Source organism: Mycoplasma putrefaciens KS1, from assembly GCF_000224105.1.
Lineage (GTDB): Bacteria > Bacillota_I > Bacilli_A > Mycoplasmatales > Mycoplasmataceae > Mycoplasma > Mycoplasma putrefaciens.
Genome location: NC_015946.1, coordinates 739,824 through 757,008, shown reverse-complemented (window position 1 = coordinate 757,008; position 17,185 = coordinate 739,824). Strand labels below are relative to the sequence as shown.

The window sequence follows — 17,185 nt, the reverse complement described above, 5'->3', positions numbered from 1 at the left end:
ACTTATTTAAAAAAGTTTTAATAACAGCAATATTTTTGGTTTTTATTAATATTTAAATTGGGGATGTCATGGCTTCGACAGGATAAAATCAGCATATATAAGCAGTAGTGTGGTAGACTATAAATACTTCTAGGTTTTAAAAAAACGCAAACAAAAAAACTGAAGAATTTGAAATGCCAGCATTTATGATCAACAATGCATCAGCTGGAGCAAACTTAATGTTTGCTTAATAACTAGTTAATAGTTATAGTGTTTCACGAATTATAGGTATTTTGGGCTTTATCTATAACCGTATTACCCAAGTCTAATAGGATTTATGATTGCAATAAATATATCTAAAACTTAATTGCAAATGATTCTTAGCCTTTAGTTAATTTTAGTTAAGAATCAAATTAGAAAATTAACTAAACTGTAGAAAGTATGTGTAGGTTTATTTTGGACGCGAGTTCGATTCTCGCCATCTCCACCATTTTTATAGAAAATAAGCTAGCTTGGAAACTTTCCAAGCTTTTTTAATTTATTAATAACTTAAAACAGCAACATAAAAGATAAAAAATACCAACATGTGTTGGTAAAAGTCAAATAAAATCTCTCATTTAATAAAAAACAAAGTAATAAAGAAAAATGAATGTGGTGCATTTAAATTTCGCATGTTTAAAAATAGAGAAATTATCCAAGTTTTATAAATAAAAAGGTTCACTCAATTTTTAAATTTGCCCAAAAACACTCTAAAGTTAAAAGGGTTAATATTGATAAGTTATTGAATGTTTCACCAACAAGAAGTAGAGTAATATTAAATTAATTAATTTAAGACAATAAATTAACAGCAATTGGTTCTTTTAAAGATAAAGTATATATTTTAAAAGGCAAGCAAAGTTAATTAATCTTTTAGTGCGTTAATGGGAATAACTAAAATATCATCATCTCTTTTATATGCTAAATTTCCAAATCCAACAATAATACATTTTAATATCAGAGCTTTATTATTGTTTTTTTATAATATTATCAACTGTTTTATTTAAACTTTTAGCAGATAATATTGTAATTGGTAAGTTGCAATTCAGATGAAAAGATTCTGTTGATAAATTTACTTCAGATGTACAAAACATCAAAATCTTAGAAGCTTCAGATGTTTATTATACAGCTAAAACTTATGATTCTAATACAATAGTTGGTGTAGATAACTCAATGCAATATCTTCTAGCAAATCAAGATGGTAAATGACAAGAAATTATTGGAACTAAACTTAAAGGTTTAAAGAGAGGAACATATGAATTTAGAGCAAAAGCTCATGATAATTTCTTAGCTTCTAATATTCATAAAGTTAATATTAATTAAACATAAAAGTTTTTAACTTTTTAAGAGTTACTAAATTATAAATTTAAGTGTAAGTGCAAAATTATCAAAAGTGAAATTTTATAAAATTTTACTAAAATAAGCACTTTTTTATTGCAAATAAAAAGGTTCATCTTATTAAAAAAGAGAACCTATACCATTTATCCAAAATATTTTGCTAATTAATTTAAGGTTTAAAATAAGAGGTTAGCACGACAATTAATGTTGAAATAGATTTAACATAGTAGCATAAGCAATAGTTTTGCTAATTATTTTATTATTCAAATCAATCTCTATAAATATCATATAATTTGAAAGTTAATTGGGAAACGCAACTTCAAATTACCTTACTTCTTACACCTACAGGAAAAGGTTCTGATTTTATTACTATGTTTTTATATGGTGTAGAAATAACAATATAATATTTATCTCATTGAGTTGATTCTTTATAGCTGCAATCATTACTAAATTTATCATAATCATTTTGTCTGTAGCTAGTAATTGCTATACCAATCGTGGTTGGAAAAAACATAGATGATGACATTTTCTTTCTAGCCATCATAGCTAATTTTATTGTCTGCTTTATTCTTATTCTTTCATATTTTTTAATAATGTCTTTTTCTTTTTTAACAAATTCTGAAGTTATGTTATTTGAATATCCCTTATATTCACCCTTAAAATATTTTTTGTCCAGGTCTAGCTTTTCAAATATTTTAGAAAGAACACCTTTACTAAATGGTTCACAAGTAGCAATTGTAAAATAATTTTTTAGCAACACTTCTCTAAATACTTTACTAAGTAGTTCAGGATATGTTTCACTTAATTGATCTAAATTTGTCATTTTTAAACCTCTTTTTGTTCTAATTACTTTATTATTTTAATAACTTTATTTTATCTAAAAATTTAAAAATAAAATAGTCTTAAAAAATCTGTATGTAGAATAAATTAAGTTAGACACTATAAGAAATAATGTTAGCTAAAACGGACCTTATTCTTATTTTTTTATAGTTTTATATATTATTACTGTTTTTCCTAATTGTAAAAATGTATCAGATATTTTTCACTATTAAAACGTTTTAAAAACTTGTCATTAAAACTAATAGCAAGTCATAGTATTTAAAAGTTAATCATGATTAAAAAACATTTTAGTTTCAACATTTTTTATTGAAATAAAAGTCATTTATTAGTAAAAACTATTTTTAACTCATATAAAGAAAAAGCATCTACTATAACATTTTTTATTGATAAAACAAAAACTTATATTTGTGATAAATCTAAATTAACTATAAAAATAAAAAATACCATTTAATCTAAGTTTTTCGATAAAATGAGAGAAATTTAATATAAATTTAGTCAAATTATAAAAATAGTTAAAATGATTAAGTATTTAAAAAAGAGAGATCTATATTTAATAAACTTTAAATATCTGAGTTAGTAAGAATATCGATATATTGTTTAAGTTTTTATTTTTCAAGGTTAACAATAGATAAAACTATTAAATGTGTTGAACAATTTATCTTGATGATAGTTACTCTTTAATTATTGCTTATATCTTTTTGCTCACTAATATTACTAAAATTTTAAAATTTTAATTACAGCAGTTAAACGTATTATCTACTTTAAATACCTATAAAACTATTTTTAAAACTTATTAGGATTTGACCTAACTATTTACAAAAAGTCATAGCAATTAAAACTAATCATTTAGTAAAAATAGCTAACAAACATGCTATTGGTATTGTATATTTGTCCAAAACAGGTGTTAAGCATTAATTCTTAGATACTTGAATTAAGGCTTAAATAACATAGATTAAAAAAAATCAAGTCAAAGAAACAACATAATAAAAAAATAAATAATTAACTATGTCTAATATGCTATAACATCTAAAATAAACAATAATTACTATAAATACTAGTTATTTTAATTACAAAATACTGGATATTTTGTAATTAAAATTTTTTTATTTGTTTAAAAAGATCTAACTTAATTAGAATAGTTTTTTTTAAATAATTTATTTATCATTTAAAGCATTTATCAAACATCATTAAACAATACCTGAAATATATAAAAATTTAATTATTATTCTTTGTTGTGAATGCAAACAAGATTTATAATTGTCATCACTTTACATAAAATAATAAAATTAATATTTAAGTCAATTTTTTCGATAAAATGAGAGAAATTTAATATAAATTTAGTCAATATTATAAAAACTAAATAAAGTATAATAGTCTAAATAAACTAGTTTATAGAAAATAAAAATAAACCAACATTGAATTAAAAGATAATTGTTAACACTATTAATAAGAGTAAATAACTGCTTGAAAACAAGCAAAATGAAAGTAGTGAAGTAGAGGCTTATCTTCTCTTTAAAGGGTGCATGTGCATAGGAGCTAAGTCTCTTAACCAACTGCAGCACTCTGTAATAATATTTTCAATTTTCCAAGTTTTTTAAAAGTGATATCAAAAGCTGAGATTATCGGACATAAAAAAATCACACTTGAAGCTTACGCTTCCAATACGGACTTTAGAAACAATGACATATTGTTGAAATAGAAAATAAATTGATATATTATAGTAGACGATAAATAAAGTTGGAGATAGGAAAAGATATAACATGAAGAAACCGAAATGACATTTGTTATCAACTTCTTTTGCTTTGGGTTTGTTATCAATTAGTCTTATTACTAGCAGTTGTTCAACTATTAGATTAGAAAGAAACAATACTTCAAAAAGCAATGATTCTTATTCTGAAAATGAAACAGTAAATATTAACTCAGATGATCAACATTCTAATCCAAGAATTGATTGAACAAATTCTTCTAATAGTTCATCACACACAAATTTTTATGATAATGCAAGTAATGTTGTTGAACATGAAGTTGAAACTAAGCAAATGACTGAAGCTGAATTAAAAGAATTCTATACTAAACAAATAGCTGAACCTTTTAAAGAAAAACACTTGTTAGAACAAGATGTTAGAAATATTATCTTTAAAAATGATTTACCTTCAAATTATTATTCTCATCCCGATTTCAAATTAGAAAAATCTAGAATATCACTATATTCAAAAGAACAAAAAGTACAACTTAAATTATTAAATTCAAAAAATAGTCAAGTTATTAGTAGTGATGTTAATTGATATCAAAGAATTAGATATCCTCAAGATGAATTTATAAAAGCTGGTCAAAAAGGAAATTCTACTCTTAATCTATCTACAGACGGAACTGTATATTCTGAAAAGTTTGATCCGCAAAATCCACAAACAATTGAAGTTTGAGCAGAACATAAAGGAGCATTATATTTAGCTTTAGTTACTATTGAATCTGAGCACGAAGGCAAAGAATGAATTGCAAAAAATAAGGCAATAGAGATAGTAAAAGAAAAAGGTTGAAAAGATATGCCAACCTTAAAAGGAATTACTGAAGCTTATAAGTGAATAACAAAAGAGGTTAAATATCCCAACCTAAGTAACGTATATTATAAACAGTCAGCATATTCAGCATTGATCGATAGAGAAACAGTATGTACAGGTTATGCAAAAGCATTTAAGATGTTTATGGATGAGATGGGTGTTCCTTGCAAGATTATAACTGGAAAAAGTGCTAGAGAAATTTCTGGTATGAAACACGCATGAAACTTAGTTGAAATAGATGGTGAATGATACCATGTTGATGCTACAAGCGATAGAGTAGATCATAACCATGGTGAGACAAAGTTCGAATATTTTCTAACTCACGATGATGACTTTCACCCTGACGATAAATTAAAAAGCGAAGTTGAAAATAAAGGACAACGCTTTAGAAATTTAAAATTAGAAAATTTTGTAAAAGATGAAGATGATATTAGAGCACTAGCTGATATAAAAATTGGTGAATTAGAAAAAATTCCTTCTAAATTAGAGATTTTATCAAGAAAAGATCTTTATAAAAAAATTAATGAAGTTTTAGAAGAAAAAGGTCTAGAAATATCAGATGATGGTGCAGATGTCAATAAGTATCTTTATTCTTATACTTCATTTAGAAAAGTTACATATAAATTTAAAAAAGCAGGAGAAAAAATAGATGTTAAGACTGTTGATGCAAATATAGAAAAATTTGATGCATCAGCAAATTATGCAATTAAAGTAAGTTTTGGTTCTGATTATAATTTAGAAAAACTAACTCCAAAGCACTTTGTAGTTAAAAATGCTATGATCAAAAAGGTTGAACAAAACAAAAATTCTTACATTTTACATTTAGATCATTTTGATAGTTTTGGCAATGTTAATGTTAAATTAGAATCTATCAAAGTTAAGGGCTATAAATTTAATTTAAATAACAATGAGATTAAATTTGAAGTTAAAAGAGGACAAACTTCAGATGTTAAACTAGAAGCTATAAGTGATAAATCTGTTAAATTTACCAATGTAAAGACAAATCTAGAATATAGAAATAACTTTGGTGAATGAAAAGATGTTAGTGGTGAAGGCTTTGTTGCTAATGATGTTGTTATAGGAAAAGTTTATGTAAGACAAAAAAGTGATACTAACACTTTTGAATCTGATATAAAAGTGTTTGATTTAAATAAAGAACGCGACATTGATAGAATTGTTAGAAAAGATGGTTCAAATTCAATAATTGGAGTTGATAGCTCAATGCAATATCGTGTTAAAAATCAAGGTGATTGAATTTCTATAACTACAAACAAGCTAGAAAATCTAAAACCAGCGACATATGAAATCAGAACTAAAGCAAATGGTTTGAACCTTGCTTCTGAACCTGTAAAAATTAATATTTATAAATAAAAATTTAATACTTATAATATAAGTTGTTCTTAAGTTTAAGAGCAACTTTTTTAGTTTGTCTAAAAAGACTAACCCTCTAGTTATTTATTAAAATACAAATAAAAAAACCTAACCTTACAAACACTATTTTAGGTTTGGAGTTCCAATAATTGCTTATTTAAATTAATTTTTACTTTTTATAAGTCTAAACTATTATGATCTAATAAAAACTGTTTAAGTCCCATGAATAATATTCTGCTTTCATCATGTTTAGCAATAATATCATCTTTTACTATAACAATCTTTTTAATAAAATGATCGTTAACTTTTAAAAGAGAATTTATTTCTTGTTCTTTTTCTCTTTAGTATTTATATTATCTGCATATTGAATGTAGTATTTTTGACTAGATAAATTGATTACAAAATCAATTTCTAGTTGTTTTTTAACTCTTGTATCATCTTTTTTAAAATTATGTTCTACCATTCCGATATCAACTGAATAACCAGGTCTTATTAGTTCATTGTAAATTATATTTTCAACTATGTGATTATCTTCAATTTGTCCAAAATTTAAACGTGCATTTCTTAAACCAAGATCAGTAAAATAATATTTAAAAAGAGTTTTAAAATATTGTCTATCCTTGATGTCAAATCTTTTAACATGAGATAGAACAAAGCTTTCTTCAAAATAATCTAAGTATTTTTTAACTGTAGTGTGCGTTGTTTTAATTTTTGCTTCTGATTCAAATCTTCTAGCTAATTTTGTTGGACTTGTCAACAAACCAATTGATAAAGCCACAAAATCTAATAAAGTGTCTAATAGATCTTTTGGTTATTAATATTGAATCTAAGAATCACATCTCTAATATAAGTTGTTTGTATTAGATTTTTAAGATGTTCAGTTTTTTAATATCAGTTTTAAGTTATAAACTTCAGGCACACCACCATAATTTATATAGTGATTTAAGGCTCGTTCTTGACTATCAAACAAATAATATATCTCATCATATGAAAAAGGATAAACATCAATCTTGTCATCTCTATCGCTAAATTGAGTTAGAATTTCAGATGATAGCATTTTAGAATTGCTTGTAGTAACATAAATATCTAAATTTTTCATCTTCATAAGACCCAATAAAGTATCAACAAATGTGATACTTGGTTCTTGCTCATCAATTATAAAAATTTTTAACAGCATAGCAAAATTGAATTTCATCGATAAAACATAATTTTTTTTCTTATTATTAGTTACTTTAGATCTAATATGTTCGCCTAATAAAAGGAGATTTCTATATTTTATACTGTCATCTCCATCAAGTTGCAGTACTATAGTTTGATCTTCTTTTATTTCTCAAGATAACAAATATTTTTTATATAGAGTAAAAAGAAGCTCTAATTTATCACATCGTCTTATTCCGGTTATAACTTTCACTCGGTTATTATCTTTTTTATTTATTAGTTTTTGTAAATAAAAATCGCGCTTAATCATACTTTATCCACAAACATTTTGAGTGGAATTCTACCTTTTTTGTTTATGAGATTGTTAAAAATTAATAAAAAAACCTCATTTTGCTAATTTTTAAGCTTTTGAGGTCTGAATTAAAATTATTTTTTAATATATTTTCCTTGAGCAAGGTTGGCATTTCCTCCACCTTTTGTTTCTAATCCTTCGAGGTTGTTAAAAATGTCAATCGCTTTATATTTTGATTGTAAGCTTTCACTTACGCCAACAACTATAAAGTTTGTATCACTTGTTTGACTAGCTAATATTACAATTAGATCATTGTATTTATTTCTCAAGTCATCAGCTAATTGTTTTAAATCTTTGATAGTTAAATCTTTTGTAAATAATTTAATTTCATTAACACCATTTTGGTTTAATTCTGGTTTTAGATTATTAAATTGAGATAGCTTAGATGCAGTTAATAAATCAGATACTTTTTTATCATAATCTTTGAATAGTTCTTTTAATTTAGCAAGCAATTCTTTGATTACAACTAAGTTTTGTTTTGTAATAGTTAAACTTTTGATTTCTGAAAACACTTCTTCAATCATTTTATTTTCTAAGATAGTTTTATTTTGGTTATATTTTTCAATAATGTTTTCAGCATCATCTTTAACTAATTTAAATTGCTCATTTAAATATTCACTGACAGCTTTGTTTGAAGTTAGTGCTTTAATTCTGTATAAACCACTACCTTTTGATTCTAGACCTGTAATAATGAAATCTTCAATCTCAGAAGTATTATCAACGTGAGTCCCACCACATAGTTCTGAAGAAAAATCACCAAATTTAACAACTCTTACAATATCGTCATATTTTTCAGTAAAAAATGCTAGAGCATGATACTTATTAATTGAATCTTGTAAACTACAAAAGTAAGTTTCTCTGTCAATATGTTGATTAATTTTTTCTAAAACTAATTTTTCAGCTTGTTCTAGTTCTTGGCTTGTTGCTAAGCGGTTGAAAGTAAAATCTATACGTAAACCATGTTCATCATTATATGATCCTGATTGCATTACACTGTTTCCTAAAACTTCTCTTAAAGCAGCATGAATCATATGAGTTCCTGAATGATTTTTCATTGTATAGAAGCGTTTATCTTGATCAACTCCAGCACTAACAACATCACCAACTTTTAAGGTTCCTGAAACTTCTATTCTGTGGATGTGTTGGTGTTTTGGACCTTGTTGAACATCAACTACAATTGCATTAGCATTGTTATTAGAAATAACACCAGTATCAGCCGCTTGTCCACCTTTTTCAGCATAAAAAGGAGTTTTATCTAAAATCACATAAGCTTCCGAATCAGTTATTGAATCAATTTGTTTATTATTTGTAAACATATAAACAATTTTTGCATCACTTCTTGATGTTTCATTTCAACCTGTAAATTCTGATTCAACATCTAATTTAGTAAATAATTCATTTTGTTTATCTCAAGCTTTTAAGTCTTTTCTGGCCTTTCGAGCAGTATCTCGGGCTTGTTCTAGTAATTGTTCAAAACCTTCAACATCAACTTGCACATTGTGTTGTTGAGATATTTCTAAAGTTTGTTCAATTGGAAAGCCGTAAGATTCAAATAATAATAAAGCGTGTTTAGCTGAAACTTGTTGTTCATCTTTAATAATTTGTTCTAATAATTCATAACCTTTTGATAGTGTTTTTAAGAACTTTTCTTCTTCAGCTTTAATTGTTTGTTCAACTAGGGCTTGTTTTTGTTCTAAGTATGGGTAAAATTCTTTCATAGCACTAACTACTTGTGAAACTAAAGTGTATAAAAATGCTTTACTAATTCCTAGTTCTCTTCCAAAAATAGACGATCTTCTAATTAAACGTCTGATAATATATCCACGATCTTTATTTCCAGGAAAAACACCATCACTAATTGCAAATGTACAAGCTCTAATATGATCTGCAATTACTTTAAAGGCTGTATTAATTCTTGTTTGTTTAGCCTTAGGATTGAAATAATTATCAAATGAGTATTTAAATTTAGGATCACAAATTGTTTCAACTTTTTTAATTGTTGGTCAGAAAATATCAGTTTCAAAATTAGTTGGGGTATCTTGAAAAATTGAAGCAAGTCTTTCTAGTCCGGCACCAGTATCAATATTTTTTCTTGGTAATTCAGTGTAGTTATTATTTCCGTTGTTATTAAATTGTGAAAATACGATATTTCAAACTTCAATGTATCTATCATTTTCAATATCATCACTAATTAGTTTTGGTCCAATGTTATTCGGATCTCATTTTTGCCCACGATCATAAAAGATTTCAGTGTTTGGACCACATGGTCCTTGACCAACATCTCAAAAGTTAGTATCTCTTGATAGTTTAAAAATATGATCTTTTGGTATGTTAATTTCTTCGGTTCAAATTTTATAAGCTTCTAAATCTTCATTAAAAACAGTTATGTATAACTTGTTTTTATCAATTGCAAATCATTGTGGTGAAGTTAATAATTCTCAAGCTAAATGAATAGCTTTTTGTTTAAAATAATCACCAATTGAAAAATTTCCTAACATTTCAAACATTGTGTGATGACGTGCAGTAACTCCAACATTTTCAATGTCATTTGTTCTAATTGATTTTTGAGAGTTAGTTAGTCTTGGTGAAGGTGGAGTTTTTCTACCATCAAAATAAGGTTTTAAAGTAGCAACTCCTGAATTAATTCACAATAAAGATGGATCATCAACTGGAATTAATGAAACTGGTTCTAAAAAATAGTGTTGTTTTGATTTAAAAAAATCTAATCACATTTGTCGAATTTGATCAGCTGTTAATTTTTTCATATTATTTTTCCCTCTAAAAAAGTGCAAAAATGATTACTTATTAATAATAATTATACCTAACAGAGTAATAAAAATATAATCAAGCTAGTGCGATAAAAACTAGATATTAAACACTAAATAAATAACAATTGCAAAAAGAAACATCAAAAAAGAACTAGATCAAAAGATCTTTTTAATTCTAACTAATTTAGCTTCATAATTTTGTAGTGTTTTTTGATAACGTCTTCTTCGATCATTAAAAAACTCCATAGCATGTTTATTTCTTAAATAACCAATAATAATAGCAATTAAAACTAAAATACTTGCATAAAAAATCGCAAACCATCCAACACCTTTTCAGTTTCTAAAACTAGAAATACTACTAATATTTAAAGTTAAATATCCAAATAACACTGACAATAAACACCCAGCCACAAAAATAGCTAAAATAATTAATCAGTCTTGTCATCTTAACTTTTTTAGCTGATTGTATTCTAAGACTTTTGAGTGATAAGAATAATTATCATAAACAGCTTGAATCTTTTGTTCAACTTCTTTGTTATGAGCTTTTCTATCATCAATTCTATTCTGTTTAATTTCTTTTGAGACTTTATTTTTCATCTTTAATCCTTTGTTTTAATATTAATTGTTATAAAAAAGTTAATTAATATTTTACAACAAACACTAATATTTGTTAATTGAACTTAAGAGTGGTTTGTTAGAAAATAATATTAGTAACTTAAAATATGTTGCAATAAAATTAGTTTAATAATTACTAGTTTAATAATGATAATTTATTAGTTGAAATTAATAACAACACCAATTTGGTCTAATAAAAAAATTTATTTTAGTGTTATTTTTTTTACTTTTTTCTTTTTAAATGTTATTCTCTAAAGAATAAATAAGTTTTAACAGAGAAAAATACTTGTTAAATTGATTAATGAAAGGAGCGTATTATGAAAGAATTACAAAAAACTGTTTATGATCAAAAAATCGATCTTCAAACCGAACTTTTATCAGAACAATTTGATTTATCTTCAGAATTAGATAAACATCAAAAGATCAGTAAACTAACAGCTTTTAAGTACTGATATAGTGATCTAAGTGCTAATATTTATAAATTTTTTGTAAGACACCCTTTATATGGATATTCATTTAAAAGAATCTTTTATGGATTACTTACTTTATTAGTAGCGATTGTTATACTTTATGCAATTACAAGAGCTATTACTCCTGATGTTAAATATCTTCCTCCAAACTACGAAAAACTAAAACTAACAAAAGCTCAATTAGATGAGCTAATGATTGATAGAATGAAAAAATTTGGAGTTTATGGTCCTTTCTTAGAACAAGTGTTAAATTATTTAAAAAATATTACACCATTTATTCCTAAATATATTTTAGTCAATGCTGAATATGCATTAGATCAAGCAACAAACAAGGTAATTGAATCAAATATCATCTATCAAACTAGATTTGTTTATCTAGGAGTTGTATCAAGTCCTTCGATTGCTGAAGAAAGTTCAGATGTTTTAGAACTGTTTAGAAAAGCAATGCCATATTCATTTGTTTTTGGGTCAATTGCAATTTTAATTGCTAACTTTTTAGGTATTGTGATAGGTATTCAACAAGCTAAAAAGAAAAATAGAGCATTTGATGGAATTGTAAGTACTGCTTCAGCTGCACTAATAGCACTTCCTACACTAGTAATTGTGTTGGCTGTCTTTATTTTTTCAGTTTCAATACTAGGTAACTCAGGACTTTATAATAGTGGAAGTTTTGCTACAAGATTCTGACCAATTATTACCATGGTAATTATTAATATACCGATTGTAGCAACTTATACTAGAAGATATGTTTTAGAAGAAATGACATCTGATTATGTAAAATTTGCTCTAGCTAAAGGTATGAGTGCAAAAAGAGCATACTATCTACACATCTTTAGAAATTCAGGAATAAGAACAATTAGAACAATTCCAAGTCAAATTATTTTAACTGTTTTTGGTTCATCAATACTTACTGAAACTCAATGATCAATTCCAGGAATGGGTCAATACATTATCAAATCAGCAGGTGGAAATGACTTTTTCGTATTCTTAGGATTTACAGTATTATCTTCATTTGCAACAATATTTGCTTCACTGTTATCAGATTTAATTTATGTTTGATTAGATCCAAGAATTAGTTTAACTAAAAAATAAGAAAGGATTGGTATGTTATGCAAAATAAACAATCAAAAAACTCAAAAGATGTTTATTATAGTTTTACACCTGAACAATACCAATCTTTTGAATTAGCAAATGGTATTAGTTTAAACGATCTTGATCCAAGTTTATTTACTCATGTTGGATTACAAGAAAAAACTTCAGAATCTATTGCTACTAAACCTTATAGTTATTGAAAAGCAGTTGCAAAGATTTTATTTACAAGTAAAACTTTTATTATATGTACTAGCATCTTATTATTAATAATTCTTATGTCAATTATCGTTCCTTGAGGAAAAGAAGCCGTTCCTTTAATTAGACCAGGATCATCAGCACAAGCTCCAAGTGCACAACACTTATTTGGACTAGGAAAACAAGGTGAAGATTATTGAATTGAAATCTGACTAGGTTTAAGAACAACACTTGCTTTTTCTTTTGTTGTAACAATATTACAATTATCAATTGGAATTTTAATTGGTCTTGTTTGGGGTTATTTTAGAAAGTTAGATATTCTATTTTATCAAATAACAGCTATTATTCTAATTGCTCCACAACTAGTTATGATTATTCTAATTATTTCGATATTTGGAACTGGTTTTTGACCAATGATTCTGGGAGTAATTGTTCAAGCATGAATTGGACCGGCACTAAACGTAAGAACTACAGTCTTAGCTGTAAGAGATTCAGATTACAACGTCGCTTCACTTACACTTGGTTCTAAATCAAGCAAAATTATTAGAAAAAACATTTTACCTAAAATCCTACCAATATTAATTCAAGTTGCAGTATTTTCAATTCCAACTGCCATTTCAATTGAATCAACTCTTTCTTATTTAGGTCAAGGATTTGTTGATGGGATTAAAACTACTTCACTTGGTAAAATTCTAGAACTAGCTATTGGTGGAACTGAATGACAAGTCTTTCCACATCTAATCATTATTCCAGTGATTTTTATTTCAAGTATTTCATTATTATTTTTCTTAGTATTAAAAGTATTTGCAGACTCATTAGATCCAAAAAACCATCGTTAGAAAGGCCGACTTGATTATGAAACAAAAAGTTATTTTATCTATTAAAGACTTAGTTGTTAAGTTCAGAGTTCGTTCTCAAGTTTTGACTTCGATAAGAAACATTAGTTTTGATATTTATGATGGTGAAACTATTGCAATTGTTGGTGAATCTGGATCTGGTAAATCAGTATTTACTAAAACTTTAACTAATATGTTAGAAGATAATGGATATATCGCTAATGGTTCAATTACTTATTATCCTAATCAAAATTCTAATCAAAGCTGATCAAATTTTTCTAAAGAGACTAACTTAGTTGATTTTCATAAAAATAACTTAGAAAACAATTCTAGAAAACAAATTAGAAAACATAATCAGTTGAAAATTAAAGAACTTCAAGCTCAGACTAAAAACTTACAAACCATAACAGTTGATACAATTAATTTCAAAATCCAAGAATTAGAAACTAAAATCCAAGAATTAAAAAAATATGAGTTTACTAAAAATAATAGACAATTAGCTAAACGTGATAGCTATATTAAAGAAGTTGCAGAGCTAAATAAACAAATAGAATTATTAAAAAATCCTAAAAAATTAGATTTCAAAATCCAAGAATTACAAAGAACAATTAATAAGTTAAAACAAGAAAACGCTAACTTTCAATCAGTTTCCATCTTTAAAAAGATTCAATATTATCAAATCATCAATTATATTACTAAAAACAAAGATGACTTAGAATATGATCTAAATCTAGCAAATAAGTATTTAGATAAATTAGCAAATATTGAGTTTAAAAATGATTTTGAAAGTTTAATACTTGAAATCTTAACTGATATTTCTAAACAAACAAAAAAACTTGACAAAGCTAAAATTGAATCACTACTAGAATTATGAAATTTTATTAAACTACCAAATTTTATAATCAAGAAAAAAACATCAAAGAGTTTAGAACAACTTCGTGGTGGAACTATTGCAACCATCTTTCAAGATCCAATGACTTCTTTAAACCCTTTACTAAGTGTAGGATTTCAAATCTCTGAAGTTTTAAGACTTCATAATAAATTATCAAGATCAGCAGCTAAAGCCGAAGCAATTAATTTAATGAAAAAGGTAGGTATTCCTAACGCTGAAAAACGTTATAAAGATCTTCCGAGAAAATATTCTGGAGGGATGAGACAAAGAATTGTTATTGCGATTGCCTTAGCTTGTAGACCAAAAATTTTAATTTGTGATGAACCAACTACTGCTTTAGATGTAACTATTCAAGCTCAGGTGTTAGATCTAATTAAAGAACTTAAAAAAGAATATAAGTTTACTGTAATTTTTATTACTCATGATTTAGGTGTTGTTGCTAATGTTGCTGATCGAGTTGCAGTTATGTATGCCGGTCAAATTATTGAATATGGAACAATTAATGAGATCTTTTTCAACTCTCAACACCCATACACTTGATCATTGTTATTATCACTGCCACAACTAGGTAAAAAAGGTGAAGATTTATATTCAATTTCTGGAACACCACCTTCATTATTTAAACAAATTAGCGGAGATGCATTTGCTCCTAGAAACCAATTTGCTTTAGCTATTGATTACAAATACGAACCAATTATGTTTAAAGTATCAGATACTCACTATGCAAAAACTTGATTATTAGATCCACGTGCTCCTAAAATTGATCGACCAAAACAATTAGAAATGTTAAAAGATGCCGTTAAACAAACAAAGGTTGGTGAGTAATTATGATTAAAGATAAAGAAAAAATCATCAGAGTACGTGACTTGTTAATTCAGTTTGGTAGTGGAAAAAATAAAGTTAAAGCTGTAAAAGGTGTAAGCTTTGATATTTATAAAGGTGAAACTTTTGGATTGGTAGGTGAATCTGGATCAGGAAAAACTACCATTGGTAGAGCAATTATGGGGATTCAACCTGTTACAGATGGAGCAATCTTTTTTGAAAATAAACTACTAAGAGGTAAAGCTCCTAATGTTTATGCTATTAATCAAAAAATCTTTAGACATCTAGATGCAATGAAACAAAACCAACTAACAACTTCTCTATGTTTAAATGATTATTTAAATGAGTTTAAAAGAATTTTTTATAAATACACCCAATCTAAGTTCTATAATTTTAAAACTAAACAATTAGAAGATTATCCAGATAATGTTTCAAGAACAATTGTTGAAGGAACTAATTTAAAAGATACTAAACTAGTAAGTATTAAAAAGAATGTTAATTTATGAATTGTTTTTGAAGCTATTAACGATAATCTAAAAAGAATGTTAAAAATCATTAGGTTACAAGATAAACTTTCAAAATTTTTAGCTACAGTTTTTGAATATATTGACACTAGTAAAGAACTTTCAACAAGCATCAAACAATATCAAAAGATTGTTAGTGATATTATGTTTGAAATTAAACAACACGAAAATCAAATTTATATCATTTTACAAGAAATGACTGAAATTAGAACCAAAGTTGAAAAAGGTTATCACACTTCAATTTCTAAATTCTTTGATGATTTAGGAGTTAGATTAAAAAAAGTTATTGCACTTCAAAAACAAATTTCAGTTTTAATTGAAAAAGCCAAAAAAGCACAAATCATTAATGTTGCTTTGACTGCTCCTAAACAAAAACAGCTAATTATTTCAAGACAATTAGATGCAGTTAAAAACGAAACTTGACTAGTAAAAGATTTTCAAAAACTTGTTGAAATTATTCAAGAAAACAACTTTTATAAGGCTTTGCAAGCTGGTGAGATTTTCCAACAACCAACTAAACAAGCAATTAAAGAAAATAAAAAAGATATTCAAATGATCTTTCAAGATCCAAGTTCTTCATTAAACGAAAGAATGGCAGTTGAAGAAATTATTCAAGAAGGTTTAGATAATTTTCCTGAACTATATCGAAATGATCAAGTTAGAAAAGCTTATATTAAATGATTTAATCAAAATAATACTCAACAACAACTTGATGAAAATAGTCAGATCAAAGAAAGTGATATTAAAAGATATCTAATCACTGAGTTATTAAAAACTGTTGGGATGCTTCCTGAACATCTATCTCGTTATCCACACGAGTTTTCAGGAGGACAACGTCAGAGAATTGGAATTGCCAGAACACTAATTATGAAACCTAAATTTGTTGTTGCTGATGAACCAATTTCAGCACTTGATGTTTCAATTCGTGCTCAGATTATGAATTTGTTAAGTAAATTTCAAAAAGATTTTGATTTAACTTATATCTTTATTGCTCACGATTTAAGTGTTGTTAGATTTACAACTAACCGAATTGCAGTAATTTATCGAGGTGATATAGTTGAATTGGCCGAATCTGATGAGTTATTTGAATGTCCACTACATCCATATACTAAATCATTGTTAAGTGCAATTCCACTACCTGATCCGATTAAAGAACGAAATAAAGTCCATTTTGAATATAAACCAGATGAACAACACTATGATTATTTAATTGATTTTCCTAAATGAAGAGAAATTAAAAACGGTCATTATATCTATGCAAATGATAGAGAATTTAAAAACTATCAAATTCAATTAGATAAATATTACAAATCTAAAAAAACAAGATAAAAGAAGGTGA

11 protein-coding genes and 1 other RNA gene are annotated in these 17,185 nt (G+C 26.1%); 7 read left to right on the top strand and 5 right to left on the bottom strand.

Going from position 1 to position 17,185, the window contains the following annotated elements; all coding sequences use genetic code 4:
- Positions 1-59: 59 nt before the first annotated feature.
- Positions 60-469: a transfer-messenger RNA gene (gene ssrA, locus MPUT_RS03680) on the top strand.
- Between the two features lie 584 nt (positions 470-1,053).
- A complete protein-coding gene (locus MPUT_RS03730) occupies positions 1,054-1,338 on the top strand; it encodes a hypothetical protein (RefSeq protein WP_043714038.1) in 285 nt (94 codons plus the stop codon).
- Between the two features lie 274 nt (positions 1,339-1,612).
- Here the strand turns inward: MPUT_RS03730 and MPUT_RS03220 are convergent, their stop codons facing one another.
- Complete coding sequence (locus MPUT_RS03220) at positions 1,613-2,176, bottom strand: CinA family protein (RefSeq protein WP_014035347.1); 564 nt, start codon at positions 2,174-2,176, stop codon at positions 1,613-1,615.
- A gap of 1,777 nt (positions 2,177-3,953) precedes the next feature.
- Here MPUT_RS03220 and MPUT_RS03210 point away from each other — a divergent pair.
- Positions 3,954-6,122 (top strand): MAG6410 family transglutaminase-related lipoprotein, encoded by a 2,169-nt coding sequence (locus MPUT_RS03210; RefSeq protein ID WP_014035346.1) that lies wholly within the window; start codon positions 3,954-3,956, stop codon positions 6,120-6,122.
- A gap of 319 nt (positions 6,123-6,441) precedes the next feature.
- On the opposite strand, the gene MPUT_RS03930 is transcribed toward MPUT_RS03210, so the two are convergent.
- From MPUT_RS03930 to MPUT_RS03195, 4 genes are all read right to left on the bottom strand, one after another.
- Positions 6,442-6,900: a DUF4143 domain-containing protein gene (locus MPUT_RS03930; RefSeq protein ID WP_331838523.1), complete on the bottom strand. Its 459-nt coding sequence runs from the start codon at positions 6,898-6,900 to the stop codon at positions 6,442-6,444.
- Positions 6,901-6,990: 90 nt separating this feature from the next.
- Positions 6,991-7,590: an AAA family ATPase gene (locus tag MPUT_RS03925; protein WP_331838522.1), complete on the bottom strand. Its 600-nt coding sequence runs from the start codon at positions 7,588-7,590 to the stop codon at positions 6,991-6,993.
- 116 nt (positions 7,591-7,706) lie between these two features.
- Positions 7,707-10,397 (bottom strand): alanine--tRNA ligase, encoded by a 2,691-nt coding sequence (gene alaS / locus MPUT_RS03200; protein WP_014035345.1) that lies wholly within the window; start codon positions 10,395-10,397, stop codon positions 7,707-7,709.
- A gap of 99 nt (positions 10,398-10,496) precedes the next feature.
- A complete protein-coding gene (locus MPUT_RS03195; protein ID WP_014035344.1) occupies positions 10,497-10,997 on the bottom strand; it encodes a hypothetical protein in 501 nt (166 codons plus the stop codon).
- A gap of 335 nt (positions 10,998-11,332) precedes the next feature.
- Here MPUT_RS03195 and oppB point away from each other — a divergent pair, with 335 nt between their 5' ends.
- From oppB to MPUT_RS03175, 4 genes are read left to right on the top strand one after another with little or no spacing between them, the layout of a single operon-like run.
- Positions 11,333-12,577, top strand: a complete 1,245-nt coding sequence (gene oppB, locus MPUT_RS03190; protein ID WP_014035343.1) for an oligopeptide ABC transporter permease OppB — start codon at positions 11,333-11,335, stop codon at positions 12,575-12,577.
- A gap of 17 nt (positions 12,578-12,594) precedes the next feature.
- Entirely contained in the window at positions 12,595-13,611 is a 1,017-nt protein-coding gene (oppC, locus tag MPUT_RS03185) for an oligopeptide ABC transporter permease OppC (protein ID WP_014035342.1), read from the top strand.
- A gap of 16 nt (positions 13,612-13,627) precedes the next feature.
- Positions 13,628-15,325, top strand: coding sequence for an oligopeptide ABC transporter ATP-binding protein OppD (gene oppD, locus MPUT_RS03180; protein WP_014035341.1), 1,698 nt, complete (start codon positions 13,628-13,630; stop codon positions 15,323-15,325).
- Positions 15,326-15,327: 2 nt separating this feature from the next.
- On the top strand, positions 15,328-17,175 hold the full coding sequence (locus MPUT_RS03175; protein WP_014035340.1) for an ATP-binding cassette domain-containing protein: 1,848 nt from the start codon (positions 15,328-15,330) through the stop codon (positions 17,173-17,175).
- Positions 17,176-17,185 lie beyond the last annotated feature (10 nt).